The organism is Novosphingobium hassiacum, assembly GCF_014196055.1.
Taxonomy (GTDB): Bacteria; Pseudomonadota; Alphaproteobacteria; order Sphingomonadales; family Sphingomonadaceae; genus Novosphingobium; species Novosphingobium hassiacum.
Window position 1 is genome coordinate 1 of record NZ_JACICY010000025.1, and the last position, 16,503, is coordinate 16,503.

14 protein-coding genes are annotated in these 16,503 nt (G+C 60.4%); 5 read left to right on the plus strand and 9 right to left on the minus strand.

What is annotated here, in order from left to right; translation table 11 throughout:
• Positions 1-407 precede the first annotated feature (407 nt).
• Positions 408-6,119: an autotransporter domain-containing protein gene (locus tag GGQ88_RS20175; protein WP_145206911.1), complete on the plus strand. Its 5,712-nt coding sequence runs from the start codon at positions 408-410 to the stop codon at positions 6,117-6,119.
• Positions 6,120-6,310: 191 nt separating this feature from the next.
• Positions 6,311-6,589 (plus strand): BrnA antitoxin family protein, encoded by a 279-nt coding sequence (locus GGQ88_RS20180; RefSeq protein ID WP_021317602.1) that lies wholly within the window; start codon positions 6,311-6,313, stop codon positions 6,587-6,589.
• Between the two features lie 62 nt (positions 6,590-6,651).
• Here the strand turns inward: GGQ88_RS20180 and GGQ88_RS20185 are convergent, their stop codons facing one another.
• The 4 genes from GGQ88_RS20185 to traA are packed head-to-tail and all read right to left on the minus strand — an operon-like array spanning position 6,652 to position 11,173.
• Positions 6,652-6,924, minus strand: a complete 273-nt coding sequence (locus GGQ88_RS20185) for a WGR domain-containing protein (RefSeq protein ID WP_021238845.1) — start codon at positions 6,922-6,924, stop codon at positions 6,652-6,654.
• Between the two features lie 50 nt (positions 6,925-6,974).
• Entirely contained in the window at positions 6,975-7,370 is a 396-nt protein-coding gene (locus tag GGQ88_RS20190; RefSeq protein ID WP_030092288.1) for a hypothetical protein, read from the minus strand.
• Positions 7,371-7,372: 2 nt separating this feature from the next.
• Positions 7,373-8,074 carry a DUF6118 family protein gene (locus GGQ88_RS20195; RefSeq protein ID WP_021238843.1) on the minus strand — a complete coding sequence of 234 codons (702 nt, stop codon included), beginning with the start codon at positions 8,072-8,074 and terminating at the stop codon, positions 7,373-7,375.
• Positions 8,075-8,083: 9 nt separating this feature from the next.
• Positions 8,084-11,173 (minus strand): Ti-type conjugative transfer relaxase TraA, encoded by a 3,090-nt coding sequence (gene traA / locus GGQ88_RS20200; protein WP_021238842.1) that lies wholly within the window; start codon positions 11,171-11,173, stop codon positions 8,084-8,086.
• Positions 11,174-11,347: 174 nt separating this feature from the next.
• Here traA and GGQ88_RS20205 point away from each other — a divergent pair, with 174 nt between their 5' ends.
• From GGQ88_RS20205 to GGQ88_RS20215, 3 genes are all read left to right on the plus strand, one after another.
• Positions 11,348-11,596, plus strand: coding sequence for a conjugal transfer protein TraD (locus tag GGQ88_RS20205; RefSeq protein WP_030092294.1), 249 nt, complete (start codon positions 11,348-11,350; stop codon positions 11,594-11,596).
• A gap of 94 nt (positions 11,597-11,690) precedes the next feature.
• Positions 11,691-11,927, plus strand: coding sequence for a conjugal transfer protein TraD (locus GGQ88_RS20210; protein ID WP_021238840.1), 237 nt, complete (start codon positions 11,691-11,693; stop codon positions 11,925-11,927).
• Between the two features lie 582 nt (positions 11,928-12,509).
• Positions 12,510-13,565: a replication initiator protein A gene (locus GGQ88_RS20215; protein WP_030092293.1), complete on the plus strand. Its 1,056-nt coding sequence runs from the start codon at positions 12,510-12,512 to the stop codon at positions 13,563-13,565.
• Between the two features lie 32 nt (positions 13,566-13,597).
• Here GGQ88_RS20215 and GGQ88_RS20220 read toward each other — a convergent pair whose 3' ends face one another.
• From GGQ88_RS20220 to GGQ88_RS20245, 5 genes are all read right to left on the minus strand, one after another.
• On the minus strand, positions 13,598-13,885 hold the full coding sequence (locus GGQ88_RS20220; RefSeq protein ID WP_021238836.1) for a ribbon-helix-helix domain-containing protein: 288 nt from the start codon (positions 13,883-13,885) through the stop codon (positions 13,598-13,600).
• The gene (locus tag GGQ88_RS20225; protein ID WP_066564817.1) at positions 13,878-14,546 is read right to left on the minus strand and encodes a ParA family protein; all 669 of its coding nucleotides are present in this window, start codon (positions 14,544-14,546) and stop codon (positions 13,878-13,880) included. Before GGQ88_RS20225 ends, GGQ88_RS20220 begins: the two co-directional genes overlap by 8 nt.
• Positions 14,547-14,624: 78 nt before the next feature.
• Positions 14,625-15,023, minus strand: a complete 399-nt coding sequence (locus GGQ88_RS20230; RefSeq protein ID WP_221214802.1) for a HEPN domain-containing protein — start codon at positions 15,021-15,023, stop codon at positions 14,625-14,627.
• Positions 15,020-15,928 carry a recombinase family protein gene (locus tag GGQ88_RS21135; protein WP_021317600.1) on the minus strand — a complete coding sequence of 303 codons (909 nt, stop codon included), beginning with the start codon at positions 15,926-15,928 and terminating at the stop codon, positions 15,020-15,022. The genes GGQ88_RS20230 and GGQ88_RS21135 overlap by 4 nt, the downstream gene beginning before the upstream one ends.
• Before the next feature lie 164 nt (positions 15,929-16,092).
• Entirely contained in the window at positions 16,093-16,359 is a 267-nt protein-coding gene (locus GGQ88_RS20245; protein ID WP_145907851.1) for an HTH domain-containing protein, read from the minus strand.
• Positions 16,360-16,503 lie beyond the last annotated feature (144 nt).

The following is a 16,503-nucleotide window of genomic DNA, read 5'->3' on the forward strand; positions in this document are numbered from 1 at the left end:
ACTAAAGTCTCTGCAATACCCCCCAAAGATGCCGCCAAACAGCCAGCAGCCAGCAGCCAGCAGCCAGCAGCCAGCAGCCAGCAGCCAGCAGCCAGTTACAATATTTGTAATTCCGCGCAACCATTAGAACTATTTACATGCATTTTTTGCAGTCGATAGCTGTTGTGATTGCCATTTATGTCAATACACCCGCAAATTGACGGCGAAGCTACGATCATATCGTAGCTATGCAGTCGCGTGCAATCATTTAGGTTTCCGGGGGGAATTGATGTCGTGACCAATATTTATATGGCTGCAACCGCCAACTAATCACATATTTTAAAAAACTCAGATCGCCCTCCGCTAAATATTAGCGAATGGGCGCGGCATTTTATGCCGCCTGAGAACACTAAGGAAATGGTAGAAACATGCTCAAGAATTTCCAAAAATCGCTGCTTATTTCGACAGCTATTCCGGTCGCTTTTATGGCGGCTTCCGCCGCACAAGCGCGTGATGTCAGCGTGCCCGCTCCAGTCGCACCCGCGACGTCGGTGCCCGGTACCACCGTGAATGCGGCGATCGTGACTGCAATCACGGCCCCCGACGACGCAAATCTAAAGCTGACGGTGCCGTCAGCCGGTGTCGTGTTGGGCGATTCGATCGTGCTGAATCCCAACACCGGTCAAGGCGATGGCAAGATTGAATTTCTGAGCGATGGCAAGATCGGCGCGGTCGATGCAGCGACTGGTTCAGTGACCGATGGCGCAGGCGCAATCTTCAACGGCCGTGCGGCGGCTGGTGCAGCGAACAGCTTCAAAGGCACCAATAACGGCCTGATCGCTGGTGGGCTGCGCACCGTTGGCTTCGGCGGCGATGCCTCCATCACTAATGGCGGCGAAATCTATAACGGCATCACGGCATCGGGTCAGGGCAATGTGTCGATCACGACATCGGCTGCGGGCGCGGTGCGGTCGGGTAATGTCGTGGCAAGCTCGATCACGGTGGATACCGCCGCTGCGCCAGTTGATGGCGTTACAAAGACCAGCTTTGCTGGTGGGAAAGCCAGCATTGTGCAGGCCGGCGATGCGGCGGATGCTGAAGACAGCGTACGCGGCAATCTGAACGCGACCGGCCTGAATGGCGCGGAAGTGACCGTTTCCGCCAAGGCGCGCAATGTCATCGCGTCGGCCGGCGGCGTGACCGAAACGGTGGGCGGCAGCAATGCAGTGACCAGCGGCACTGTAACCACCACCACCGTCCGCAACGACGTCACGCGCGGGGGCGGATCGGCCAATGTAACTGTCGGCGGTGACGGCGATGTGGCCCTTGTCAGCGCGACCGGCATCGGGGGTGCCAGCGCAACCATTGATGGTGCGGTTGCGGGCAATGTGAATGCCAGTTCGAACGGCACTTCTACCACCTACACGGATATCAGCGTCGTCGATGGCGCCGTCCCGGTCAGCGGTTCAACAAAAACCACCAGCACTGCCGTTGGCAAAGCCGCCGACGTTTCTGTCGGCGAAGATGGCAGCGTCGGAGGTTCGGTCAGCGTAAATGGCCAAGGCAGCGCATCGACAGTGATCGACGGCACGGTTGACGGGAATGTCAGTCTTACTTCGACTGCTACAAATAATGCCTATGATTATGCTTCGACCCCCACGGGCTACACCTATAGCGACACTAATGTTGGGGCGGGCGGCGCCGCTACCGGCGCGGTCGGCGCGACCGGGACGGTCGATGGCAACTTCACAGCCATCGGGGACAATAGCGTCGTTCTGAACAATGCCGGGACGATCAAGGGCAATGTCACAGGCACGTCGCGCCGGTCTCTGACAAATTCCAGCGGCAAGGTCGGCAGTAGCACCACGACCAGCGCTACGCTGATCGAGACAACCAGCCAGAGCGAATCGACCTCACGCAGCGCAACCACCACTGGCACCGCCAGCTTCGTCAACGAAGTTGGTGGGCAAGTGCAGGGCAATGTCTCGCTGAGCGCGGGTGGTGACGTGACTTACAACAACGACGGTGTTGTATTCGGTTCGACCAGCTTGGTCAGTCAAGGCACGGACAACGCGACGACCAGCAGCAACACGACCAAGGTTTCGACCGCGATCGCGACGCCGCCCGCGCTGGATGTCGTAACGACCTCTGTCGAAGACAAATCCACGACCGTCACGACACACACCGGCGGCAATGTCACCGGCACTTATGCCAATGCCAACGGCACGCTGAATTTCGGCGTCAACGGCAATGGATCGGTAAACCAACTCGCCGACCAGGCGAGCAGCGCGACCGTTTCCGGCGTAATTTATGGTAGCCTGACGTCGCAAGCCGGCTCGGCGAACAGCCAGTCGAACAGCGAAAGCAAATCGGTTGAGGTTTTGTCGGGCGGCAACGGCACGCGCAGCCTGACCAGCGCGTCCAGTTCTTCGTCCACCACCAATGCAGGTGGCGACAGCAGCGTCACCGTCAGCGGCAAGCTGGCTGAGGGCGAGGCCGGAGTAGTGCCTTCGCTGTCCTCCTATGCCACCGGCAACAGCGGTGTCACCCTTTCGGGCACCGTCGAAGGCGGGATATATTCGAGCGCATCGGGTACTGATGTCAGCAGTGCTTCCACCCAGACGGCATCGCAGACGATCACGTCCAGCGTAGCGCGCACAGACAGTCTGGCGCGAACTGATGACTACGGCTACAATTCGGTCGGCGGTGCCTCCACCGTCGATGTTGCGGCCACGGGCAAGGCCGCCACGCTGTCTGGCAATGTCAATGCCTATGGCCAAACGGGCGCAAGCGTCACGGTTGCCAAGGGCGGCGTGGTCGGCAGCAGCGCTGACAATCCTTTTGGCGGCGTTTATGCCAATGCGGATGGCACTGACTATACCACCAAACAGGAGCGAAGCTTCACGCGCGTTCCGGCGGAGGGCACAGCAACAGCTTCCGACAAATACACCTCCAGCTATGCCACCAGCGCCGATGTAGGTGATGCAACTGTAGCAGTCGCCGGAACCGTGGCTGGCAACGCGGAAAGCTCCACCACGCGCGGAAAGGCGACGACCACCGTCACCGGCACTATCGGCGGGGACGCTGTCGCCACGGCAGCCTATGGCAACGACTATCAGTCTAGCAGCACGACTGACTATGCGGGCAAGGTAGCGGCTTCCGGTTCGACCAGCTTTGGTTCGCTGGTACCCAAGGTGTCCAAGCAAGTGAGCAGTTCCACCAGCAACAATGTCGGCGGCGCAGCTTCGATCCTGGTCGATACGGCCAGCGATCTGCAAAAGGCTGACAAGATTGGGGTATCCGGTTCGGTCTATGCAACCGGCCTCTCCTCCGCCACAGCGACGATTGCCAATGGTTCCAAAGTAAATGGCAACGTTGAAGCCTACAGCCACTTCACCAACTCGGCCAGCGAAGCGACCACGCTCTACAATAGCGCCGGTGAAGCAACCGAAAACAGCGCGTCTTACGCCACAACCTTGGCTGGCGGTGACGCTAATGTAGCGGTCGGCACCAAGAGCGAGATCGGCGGCAGCGTCTATGCCGATGGCGACAAGACGGCCACGGTCAGCAATGCCGGTATGATCGAGGGGTCTGTCATTGCCGATACCCTGCATTCGGTAGTGTCATCGACCTCGAAGAGCACCAACCTCAACAATGTCGGCCTACGCCAGGACGAAACCACCAATGCATATACCGGCATCGGTGGCGCGGCGACGGTCACCAACGCCGCAGGCGCGCTGATCGGGGGCGATGTCTATGTCGCTGGTGCGACCGGCATCCTTACCAATGGCGGCGGCATTGCGGGCACGGTGGTGTTGGGCCAATCAATCGATAATCACAGCCAAACCCAAATCGATACCGTCACCACCACCACCCAGACGGTCACGCCTGCCGAAGCACTGACAGCGCAAACCTATACGTTCGACCAGAATAACTTCCTGGGCGGCGGCGTCTATGTCGGCGATGCGACTATTACCGACCCCTTCGGTAGGGATGACGCCCCAGACATCAAGACGAGTGACGTGAAGGCAACGGTCAACCTGAATGCCGGGTCGGTCACACTGGGCAACATCGTCGGCCAGCGTGACGCTGAAACGGGTGCATTCCTGACCGATACGGTCCTGAACCTCAACGGATCGGGTTTCCTGGGGGCTGATGTCCTCAACCTCAAAACCCCGACTTCACCCACCTACACTCCCGAAGCAGTGCTGCCGAAGGAAGCACAGGAACTTGGCTTCGGTACTTATAGCACCGGTGCAGTACGTATTCTGGGCGTCAACAGCGTCAATAAGGCCGATGCGGGCACTTTCGTTCTCGATCTTGCCCCCTATATTGAGGATTCTGTAGACCTCAATCGCTGGAGTGCCGATGTCGGGTCAATCAACGTTAGTGCTGGTGAATTGCAGATCACGGGACCTGCCTATGACCCAACCGACGCAGATGGTGCCTATATCGGTATTCAGGGTAACATTGTCGTCGATGGCGGCTCACTGGTCTTCGGTCGCCGGACGTTGATCGACGGTGGCCTTGTCGGAGGCAGCATCACCTCTGCAGGCGTGGAAACGATCTCTGGCGTGCATGTTGTACTGAATGGCGACTATAGCCAGTCGGACACGGGCACGACTGTGGTCGGGGTGAGCCCGTCACTGGTGCGTTTCGCTCCGGTGTCGGTCGGCACGGCCAATGGCGGCAGCGAAGTGCTTGGGCCGATCGAAGCAGGGGCGACCGTGCCCTTCTTCACCACGCCGGCCAATGGCTTCTCCGCTCAGTCCACCCCCTCGCGTATCGACGTGACGGGCAAGGTCACTCTGAGCGGCAAGGTGCTGGTCGATGTGACTAAGGATGCAATCTATTCGGCGGGAGATGGCTATACGCTGTTCACCTATGGCGATACGGACAGCGCTGTGAGCGCGACTGTCAACCAGTCGATCAGTTCACCCTTTGTAAGCTTCGATCTGCAGAAGGATGACGCGACCAAGACCGTCAAGATCGTCGCCAAACGTGTCGGTTACGCTACTGCGGCGACTAACCCCAATGCCGTATCGGCCGCCAATGCACTGGATGCGCTGATCCCAACGATCGTCCAGAAGATCAGTGACGACGCCAATGGCGGATCGGTATTCACCACGGTGAGCGAGATCGGCCTGGTGCAGGATGCCGCGAACATCATCTCGGGTCTCGACTGGCGTCTCAGCCAAGCGGGCGCGGCGCAGGTGTTCAATGAACTGTCATCGGCGGAAATCTATGGTTCGCTGGCGGCGATCGAGCAGAATTCAGCCCTGACCGAATCGTTCGAGACCGCAGCAGCCATTGGCAGCAACGGCGTGTGGATCAATCCGGTTGGTCGCTTCGCCCGCTATGGCGACACGAATTCGGGCGCATCGAAGATTCGTGACAACAGCTATGGCGGAGCGATCGGCCTGAACCTGGGTTATGCGGACAATGGCACCTTCGGTATCGGCTTCGCCTATGCTGAACACGACATTGCCGCTCGCGGCACCCCAGAAACGGCGAAAGCCAAGACCTACTCGCTCGGCGTCAACTGGAAGCATGTCTTTGGACCGATCCAGGCCGGTGCACAGTTCGTCTATGGCTTTTCCAACTTCGACGTCACCCGCGATCTGACCGTGCTTGATCGCACGATCACGGCATCCTTCAAGGGTCGCCAGTGGGACGGCAATGTCGAACTGGGTTATGACGTGCTGGCCGGTTCGGGCGTCACTGTCCTGCCCTTTGGCAAGCTGGCGCTACGTCACTGGACGCTGGGTGGCTTCACCGAACAGGGTGGAGCAGGTATCGGCCTGACTGCCGGACGCGACTCCAAGACAGTATTCGTGCCTGAACTGGGCGTTCGCCTGGGTGCAGAACTGTCCAATGGCGGCGACGTCTCCATCCGTCCCTTCGGCAAGCTGAGCTACACCTTCCAGGGGGATGTCGGCAGCAGCCGTGAATTTGCCTTCGCGACGGGTGGAAGCCCATTCACTCTGAAGGGTGTCGATCCGAAGGGCTTCGGCTCCATTGACGGCGGAATCAGCGCACTGTTCAAAGAACGCATCGGCGTCTTTGTCCAAGGCGGTCTCAATTTCGGTGGCTCTCAGAAGGGTGCCGAAGCGCGTGGTGGCATCAACGTCCGGTTCTGACCCCCAAAGACCAAAATGAACTAACGTAGATGTTACCCAAGGGGATGGAAGCTCGCTTCCGTCCCCTTGTTCTTAAATATCCGAGGAAAGGCCATAGATGGTACGCTGAGCAACGCTTAGCGAAAGCCAAACGGTGATTTTTAACCCGATCGTCAGCGCCTGCAAGGTAACAAAGCACGAGAGACGACGATATGAGCAAGAAACCCCTTGAGGCCGCGTTGCAGGATCAACTCAACAAGCTGGCTTCACTGCCGGATGATCAGATCGATACTGTCGATACTCATGAGACTTCCCCTGAGGCTTGGCTGCATGCGCGCCGACCTGGCCTTTACAAGCCCGTCAAGAAGCCGGTCACGCTTCGGCTCGACGCCGATGTCGTGGCCTGGTTTAAGGATCACGCGGAAGGTCGAGGATACCAGACCGAGATCAATCGCGTGCTTCGTCTCTATATCACGGAAACTCGCGCCTGATCGCTTCCAAAGTGCCTTATTCCTCCGCCTGCAGGGGGAGGCGAAGTCAATGCTAGAGATGCCTATAGCGGACGGTAGGCGACGCCGATCCGGCTCTCGGCGGTATCGCGCCGGCTCAGGGTCGCGGCGATATGCCGCTCGGCCGCCGCGCGATCGGCGAAGGCTCGGGCCTGCGCCTGACCGCGCGCGCCGATCCGCCCCCAGCGGGTTTCGACGACGATCATGCCAAAGAGGTCGAGGCTGGCGGTGATGCTGTAGCGCCGGCGAATGTTGCGGGCCGGGTCGAGCGCCACCAGCTCGATCGGATCAGGCAGAGGAAGGTTCGCGCCGAACATGGCGCGGAGCCTACAAAATCAGCTTTGCGAAGTCCGACGACTTATCTGACTCAATGGCGCGTCGCTGATTCACGCGCTGAATCAATGAGGATGAGATCGGGGGCGGAAATCGCCAGATACGACCGCACGGCCTGCTCGATCGCCGGCCATCGCGCCAACGAATGGGCGGGATGCGCCAGTTGCTCCAAGCTGATCGTGCCACCGATCGACACCACCATGCGCCAGAAGCACAGCGCGCGCGGTATCCATATCCTGGGCAGGGAGGACGGTACTATCGCCATCCAGCCATGCTCATCGGGTTCGGTGAACTCGGTGGGATCGACGCTGCCGAACATCCAGTCGCCCCGTTCGGCCTGGGGCGGGGCATCGCCAAGCGCCTCGGCGCGTATCATCCGGTCGAGCAAGGCCACCAAAGTATTTCGGTCCAATTCGGTCGAAACCTCCATGCCTATTGCGCCGCCTTCACGTCGATCGTGCAGCGCACCGCCTTCTTGGCCTTGGCGGCCTTCTCGCGGCACGTCTGAATAGCCTCGCGGTTGCCATCCGCGAGCGGTGCCGCCGCGACGATCACGCCCCAGCTCTCGGGCGCGGCCGTCTGCATCAGGTGTTGCCCTGCTTCCCACGGGCTACCCTCGTCCAGAACGCGCGTCGCCAGGCGCTCGGGCCAGCGCCAGCTTGTCGGCGCGAGAAGCGCGAGCGGTATTTGCGCCAGGGCGTAGAGCAACATCCCCAACACCACGCCGCCCAATCCGGCCCACACCAGCCAGCGGTTCTGCTCGTCGCCCCGGCGCGCGGATGCTAGCCGGTTGCCGATCTCGCGGGCGGCCTTGTCCAGCCCTGCGCGTGCCTCGGCGACAAGCCGCGCGTCCTCGCGGCGCGCGCCGCTCGCCGCCGTCGCGATCTGGCTCGTCATGGAATCCGGGGTCATCGACAATAGCGGACTTTTGGCGATGGGATCGATCCGCTGGGCGAGCGCCACCAATATTTTCTCCGTGCGCTCAAGCGTCGGCTGATAATCGGGTATCTCGATGGACTCGCGCGCGGCCGTCAGTCCCTCGATGGCACTGCGCAGCAACGACACCTCGCGGCCAAGCTGGGCGAATGCCCGCGCCGCGTCATCCTCGCCCATGTCTTCGCGGTCGTCGTCCATATCCTCTCCTTACCGGCTCATCCCCAAGCCCCTGCCGAGCCCCAAATCGCGGGTCAGCTCGCGGGCAAGCTCACGGCTCTGGTTGATGCCCCTCTCAAGCCCCAACTCGCGACTACGGCCGCGCAGGAGCGATTCAACCTGGGGATCGCGCTCAAGGCTTTTCGCCATGCCCGCCATTTCCTGCCCCGCCTTTTCCCGGCCCGACATGTCGCCGGCGCGATAGAGGCGGTCCCGATCGGCGCTGAGGCCCTGCCAGCGTTCCACGAACCGATCGGCGCGCAAAGCCGGATCGACGCGCACGCGGGCTTCTCGGGCCATCGCCTCGATCATCGGGCCGCTGCGCCCCGCCGCCGCTTCGCGCAGCAATTCAGGATTGCGCTTCATCGCCTCCGTCATATCGTCCGAAGCCCCCGGCCGGAGCGTATCGAGCGCATGGATCGCGCGCTCGAGCGCGACCTTCTGATGCTCAAGGATCGGCGCACCCGATGCCCGCGCCTGCAACACCACCTCGGCCGAGCGCGAGGTCCGCTCGACAGCGCGCGCGAAGGCGCGGTCCTCGCCGCGATCGGCCCGCGCGGGCGAAGGCGTCGCCGGCGTCGCGTCGAGCTTCAACCCGTCGAACATGCCGCGCTTGGGTTTCTCGCCCTGGACACGCCCCGGCGCGGGTCGCTCGATCGGCTTCGGCTTGAATCCGTCGAACATGCCCCGCCGCGGCTGACGCTCACCCGCGGCCTTCGCCTCCTGATCGCCGCGGCTGATCGGCCGTGGATCCTCACGCACTTCGCGCGAATATCCACGGCGAGGCGCAAAGATCTCGACCCCCTGCCTCTCGGGCGCATCCGGCAAGCGGATCTCGCCCGACAACCCGCGCCGATCGGCGAAGTCACGAACCTCGGCGTCGCGGTCCCGATACATCGGATAATCCGACGCCATATCCTTCGACCGCTCGCGCGACAGGGTGCGGACAAGCTGGCGCTGATCGGCGAAGTCGTCGCGCCCGTAATGGAGCTGCACCCCGTCACGGTGTCGCGACAAGCCGACATAAGCCGAATGGCGGTCCATGCCGGGGGTGGCGAGGACGTGCGCCCGATCGACCGTCACGCCCTGCGATTTATGGATGGTCGCCGCATAGCCATGATCGACATGGGCATAGTCTTTCAGGTCGAACGCGACCGATCGACCGTCGTCGAGCCGGACCGCCATATGCTCTGGCGTAACCCGCTCGACCTTACCCAGCGTGCCGTTCTTCACCCCAAGCCCGCGCTCGTTCTTGAGGAACATGATGCGGTCGCCGCTGGCGAACTCCCGCGCGCCCCGCTCGGCCTTCACCTCCACGTCGGGACCAAGCGCAGCCGAGTCACGCAAGCGTGCGCGCGCGGCCAGGTTCAAATCGCGAACCTCGGCATTGGTGTGGGTGAGGATGATCCGGCTCTTGTCCGGATCGGCAAGGCGCTGCGCGTCCCAACCGTCCACCAGCTCGGCACGCGCCTGCTCGCGCGTGTCGGCCGCCTCGACCATCCCATGACGCTCATAGGCATGGATCGCCTCGCCGGTCCTGCCGGTCGCCAGCGCCCGCGTGGCGTCCTTCTGCCAATCCTCATGCTGTCGGCGTATCTCGCTGATCTCGGCGGCACCGTGCCGCTCGGCCAGCGCCCGGAACGCGGCACCCGCCTCGATCGCCTGCAACTGCTCGGCATCGCCGACAAGCACGACCTTGGCCCCGGCCCGTTCGGCTTCGCCAAGCACGCGCTCCATCTGGCGCGTGCCGATCATCCCGGCCTCGTCGATCACCAGCACGTCGCGCGGCCCGAGCTGCTCGCGGCCCTGCCCCCACTGATATTCGAGGCTGGCGATCGTGCGCGAGGCGATGCCCGATCCGCCTTCCAGCCCCTCGGCCGCGATCCCCGACAGGGCGGCACCGCGCACCGTGTAGCCGGCGCGCTCCCATTCGTCGCGCGCCACGCCCAGCATGGCCGACTTGCCGGTGCCGGCATAGCCGACCACGATTGAAAGATCGTTCCGGCTGGTGATATGCGCCAACGCGGCTTCCTGCTGGGTTCCCAGCACCAGGCTATCACTCCCGGTAGCGGCCACCCCCCTAACGGCCGCTGCCGGGAGACCATGCCCTCCCCGCTCTGCAAGCCTGTCAGCGGCCCGCTCAAGCCGCTGCTCGACCGCGATCATCTCGCGCGAGGTGAACCGCTCCTGCCCTTTCCCGTCCTGCCCCAGCCCCACCAGCTCGGGCGACGCCTTCACCGCGCTCATAGCGGAATCGAACTGGTCCTTGCCGTCGCTGTGCCGATGGACGAACATCGCCAGGTCGCGGGTGGTGAACGTCGCCTGTTGCCGCGTGATCGCGTCCAATGCGATCCCCGGCTCGGCAATGATCTTCTCGCCATTCGCGCGCGCGATCCGGGCATGGTCCTCGACCCGCTCGGCCTCAAGCCCCTGTTCGGGCATCCGCGATGCTGCCGGCCCGATCTTGTGCTGCGGCTCAAGCTCGATCCCCTGCGCCGCTAATGTGCGATGGTCGATCCGCGCATCAATATCGAGCGACGCAAGCCGTTCGTTGACATGATCGGCCCATGCCTCGCGCCACCCTTTCAAAAGCTCGGCGCTGTTCCACTCGCGCACCTTCTGGCCGAACCCCTCCGGCCCTACCTCGCGCATCGACAGCATGACGTGCGCGTGCGGCTTGGGCTGGCCGTCCTTGCCCATGTCCCAATGCACATTGAGGTCCGCGACCATGCCGCGTTCGACGAACTGCTTGTTCACGAAATCGCGCGCCAGCTCGACGCCCTGCGCCTGATTCATTTCGCGCGGAATTGAAAACTCAACCTCGCGGGCAAGCTGCGCGTCCTTGCGTTTCTCGCCGGCCTCGACCTCGTTCCACAAGGTCGCGCGATCGTTTAAACGCTCCGGCGCACCCTCGGGCAGCATGATTTCCGAATGGACGACACCGGCCTTGTTCGAGAAATCTTGGATACGCCCGAGTCGGTCATCGTGCAGCTCGGACGCCGAACGATAGGCGGCCGATGCAACCGCGCTCGATCCATTGGCGCGGCTGATGACCTTGGCTGAGAAATGGTAGATCGCCATGACGGCCGCTATACTGCCTTTCTTAGCGCACGTCGGCAACGACGTATAAGCGCGCACTCACACTCCCTGTCGTTCCTGTGATTGACTTCGCCGCATTTTTTGTTCGGAACGGTTCCTCGCGCGCGCGATCATGCTATCCTGCGGCTTCAGTTTTCGGGCACGAGGGAGAGAATGATGCGCAAAACGCGCGACTATGACGCGGAGCTGAAAGCCCTTGGCGACAAGGCCAGGGCGTTGAAGGTGAAGAAGGTCCAGCAGCTTGGCGAGCTTGTCACGTCCACCGGAGCCGATGCGCTCGATCTCGATACGCTGGCGGGCGCACTGCTTGCCGCTGTGGAATCGGCCAGCACGGAAGAAAAGGAGGCGTGGCGCGCGAAAGGTTCCGCCTTCTTTCAGCGGCGCGGGAAGAAAGCTCGCGGATAATGTCGCGGCGACCGCCAAGGCGATGGCGCGAACCGGGCAAGCGCTACGCCGCGTTGAAGCCGCCGCGCGCCGCACCGATACGAGAGGATGGGTCGTGCAACGCCGCGAACGAACCCGCCATCTCATAGAACTGGGCGGCCTCGTCCAGAAAGCCGGCCTGGTCGATCTCGCCGACGACGATCGCGCCACCCTCTACGGCGCTCTACTGGATTGCGCGGCCCGCGCCCGAGGCGATGATGCCGGCGACGTGCTGGCGCTCTGGAAGCGGCGCGGCAAGCGGGCGTTCGATGCGGAGGCGGTCTCGCCTGAGAGGTTGGACAATGACGGATGACGCTGTTTCGGTCTGGTGCTTCGCGGGCAAGGATATGTGGGCGCTGACCGACGACGACAGCGGCCATGCGCTCCCGGCTGAGCGGCCACAGGGCACGCGATCGGAACTAAGGGTGCAGCGGAAGGGAGAAGGCCCAATCCTCGCCTCCTGGCCGGCCCCTGCCCCCTCCACAAGGCGCTAGGGTCCGATTGGACGCTGCGCCCGCCCCACTTCCCCCTCGGAAGCCCAGCGACCGCAGGTCGCCCTGTGACGGCATCGCCGTCACGCACCAAACAGCGCATTGGCCGTTAGGCCAATTCCGCTTGCCTTGCTTTACTGTGGGGGAACGCACCTCGCTTTCCCAAAATGCCCTTGTGTTATATTGTGTTAGAATCTGTGTTACGCTGAAATAAAGTGCCGATTTTCTGTTTTGAATCAGTTAGTTATAAAATACTCTCATGGGTGATAACACGAAAGATCATGGGTGATAACACGAAAGATCATGGGTGATAACACGAAAGGAAAACAGGGGTTGTCCACAGCTCAATGGGTGAAAGCACGAAGCCTATTGGTCCATGGGTGAAAACACGATAGGTATCAGCTATGGGTGATAACACGAATCCAGATGATCGCTCCCCTCTCCTACCGGATCGTTATCCTCAGCAGGACTTTTTCGTATGCGACGTTTTCGATGCCGCTCCCAAAGGGGACATGGCCTCGATGGAGCATCCCTTATTCAGCATCTCCACCAAGCCTGATCTGACCGCGCGGGAATATCGCAACGGCTCCACCTTCGTTCGCGTGTCTCCCGGCGAGCTGGGGCTGGCGACAGTTCACGACCGGGATGTGCTGATCTATTGCATCAGCCAGCTCATGGCGGCGCTAAACTCCGGACAGCCAGTCAACCAGGTCGTGCGCTTCAAGGCCTATGACCTATTGGTGGCGACCAATCGGGGAACTGATGGCCGGGGCTATGAGCAGCTACGCAGCGCCTTTAAACGCCTTCAGGGAACGCAAATTGAAACCAATATCCTGACTGGTGGGACTGAGGCGCTGGATATTTTCAGCCTGATCGATCGTGTGAGGATCATGCGCGAAACGCGAGAAGGCCGGATGCAAGAGGTCGAGGTGCGGCTATCGGATTGGGTGTTCAACGCGATCCGTTCCAATGAAGTGCTGACCCTGAACCGCCAATATTTTCGGCTACGGAAGCCGCTGGAAAGGCGGCTATACGAGATTGCCCGCAAGCATTGCGGGTGGCCGGGCAAAGCTGTCAAATTCGGTCTGGATACGCTGCAACGCAAATGCGGGTCCAAATCGACCGACTTTGAGTTTCGGCGTCTCATCAAGACAATTGTGGACCAGGACGATGCCCATGGTCATTTTCCGGACTATGCGCTGAGCTTTGACAACACCCGCGATCAGGTGACTTTCACGCCCCGCGCGGGAAAGGCCCTGCCCCAAGAAACGCTGTTCCCTATGATCTCCAACCAGGCCCTGGAAAAGGCCCGCACGGTCGCGCCAGGATATGATGTTTACGCGCTCAAGGGTGATTATCTCGCCTTCTGGGATGACAAGGGGCAGCAACCCCTCAAGAATGCGGATGCTGCCTTTCTAGGCTGGTGCAAAAAGCGACACGAACGTAATCCATTGCGCTAGCAGTGCCAGCATGGGATCGCGGATGCGTTTTGTCATGACCCGAATTTAGCTCGCGCATCATACTTCGCCACAAGGTCGCTGATTGCCTCCCCCAATAAGTCTTGTTGTTTGCGGCGGGTCTTTGCAGCCAATACGCGGAAGGCTTCAGCGGTCGGATCATCCTGATCGAAATAGCCGCCCAAGTGATACTTGCCTGCGTTACTGTTAGGTCGCTTGGCCTCTGCCCGTACAGCATCTGCCACAGGCTGCGGGATAGTGTTTTCGTTAGCCTCGGCCTGCGGCCGCTCGATAGCGGCGGATAATAGGGATTTTCTAGCCATGTGCAGCCTTACCTTTCGTCTTCACATGTGACGGTTTGATAATTTGCAAATATTCAAATATGAAATCTCGCAAAGCTGCAATCTCTAATGCGGCCTTCCCTTCCGGCTCATGCTCAATCACGCCTAGGCCATACGGCCACGCAGCTCGAAAGCTACTACGCTCACGGATTACCGCGCGGGCAACCTGTAAGCCGGTTGCCTCGGCCAACGTGCGAGCATCGTCTAACAAGGCAGTGGCGGTTGGCGGTGCGCCATTCAGGACGACGAAGGCCTGCTTGCCGGTCGCTGTGATAAGCTGCGCGGTGCGTTTGATTGCCTCTAGGTCGATCAGGGAAGGTCGGCATGGTATCAAAACCATATCCGAACGCTGCACGGCCTCTGCTGCTTCTGCGCCTGCCGCAGGCGGTGTGTCGATGATCGCCAGCGCAAAGCCTTCGGCTTCAGCTGCATTGATCCAGGGAGATAATCTACGGGCGCTTAATGGTTCGACGTGGGGCAGTTCAGCTGTTCGCCTCTCGCTCCACGCGGTTGCGCTTTCCTGCGGATCGAGGTCGATCAGAGCAGTTTTGATCCCTCCGGCCTGGGCGGCAACAGCTAGATTAACGGCCAGGGTTGTTTTTCCTGCACCGCCTTTCTGCGCTGCAATCGTGATAATTTTCATGTTTGCAAACTTTCAGGGATGAATTATTGATAGTTTGCCGATTTGAAGCGGCGCGTCAACATTCAGGAAAGCAGGCGGCTACGCGATGCCGAATGCATCGCGGATTGCCGCAACGAAAATATCAGCCTGCCCGACTGCCCATACGGCGTCATCGTCGCTGACAGGATCACCCGTGTAATCAGCGAGCAGGCGGAGACGCTCGACCTTGTTAAGCGAACTGCCGAGTTCTGACGCGACGTGTCCGCCAAGGACAAGATGCTGACCGAAGGCCGCAATCAATCCTCTATGGGTTTTGGTAGCGGAAGCGGTTTCCGCGACGTTGGCAGAACGGAGCGCCGCGTGAGCGGCGTCGAACATGGCATAATAAGCGCGGTTACAAGCGCCATCAGCATCACCACCGGCAAGCAATTGATGCGCGCTTGCCAAGGCTTGAGCCGCCTTCCGCATATAGGATGCCGGTGTGACGGGCTTGCTCACAGGGCTACCCCTTCACGCTGGATCGTGCGGATCAGGGCGGGATTGCTGAATTGTTCAGGGTTTTCCATTTCGTCGCCCCACAGCGGCAGGGCTTCGACCAGGATTCCGGTTTCCAGCATTACGTCGAACGCGATGCCCGCCATGTCGATTGCCGTGGTTGACCGTTTGCCGTGTTCGCCTTTCAGCACCACGGCAATATCAGCGTCACTTGTCGCGTTGTGTGTGCGACGGGCGCGGCTTCCGAACAGAATGGCGCGATCAACGGCGTAGCGGCCTGATATGCGGCTCATGAACACCCGCGCTGCGCGCTCAGTATCCGAATCCAATGGTGGTTGGGCCTTTGCGGGGATGAGCTTGTTCCCAAGGCGGGATATGGTGCTTTGGCTGACGTTGAACCGGCGCGCGAGATCCGCTTGCGTTGCGCTGCCATCGGCCAGCGCGCGCAGGGCTTCGGTGCGTTGATGGGCGGTGAGCATTGGCGGGCGTCCCATATGCTGTCCGCGCGCCACGGCGCGGGCGCGCCCCTCCCCTGTCCGCGTAACGATCAGCTCGCGCTCAAACTCGGCCAGCCCGCCCAGCACCGTCAGCATTAAGCGGCCATGTGGGGTTGTGGTATCGGCCCACGGATCACCGAGCGAGCGGAACAACGCCCCTGCCCTTGCCACCGTGTCGAGAATGTTGAGCAGATCGCGCGTTGAGCGCGCCAGTCGGTCGAGACGGGTAACGATCAGCGTATCCCCTGCTCCCAGCACCTTGAGCGCCTTCGCCAGCTCCTTGCGATCGCTCTTTATGCCACTCGCGGTTTCGTGGAACACCTTCGCAGCCCCAGCGGCGACAAGTGCCGCTCGCTGTGCATCGAGAGTCTGGCCGTCTGTTGAGACGCGGGCATAGCCATAAATGGTCATGCCCAAACTATAACCGAAATGCCCTTCTTTATGCAAATATCTTTCGCATACCCGAGAGCCGCAGATTTAGGTGGTTTTCCGACTTATGCAAAACTTGTGATTTTTGGATCAAGCAAACCTCACTCAATAAAATTTGGCGTGCCAACCTCATATTATTAATTAATTTAATTTTTTATCTTTATTATTTTAACTCTTCTGTCTGTTTTGCATTCCTCAGTATATATTTTCCCTTCTTCAGTTAAGGATTTTATTTTTAAATAAAACCCCCTGTTTGATATATTTAGAAAACTCATTAGATTTTTTGTAGAAAGCCCGCCGTGCTTTTCCAAAAGAATGAGAATTTTAGCCTCTTCCCTAAGGAGATCTATTCCGTATTTTTTTTTAAAACTTTTGCTAGCTTCAATTATATTGAAATTATCTATGTTGGTCATTTGCGGTAACCCTGTAAATTACAGGAATATTTGCGACCCGCCAAAGACAACTAAAGTCTCTGCAATACCCCCCAAAGATGCCGCCAAACAGCCAGCAGCCAGCAGCCAGCAGCCAGCAGCCAGCAGCCAGCAGCCAGCAGCCAG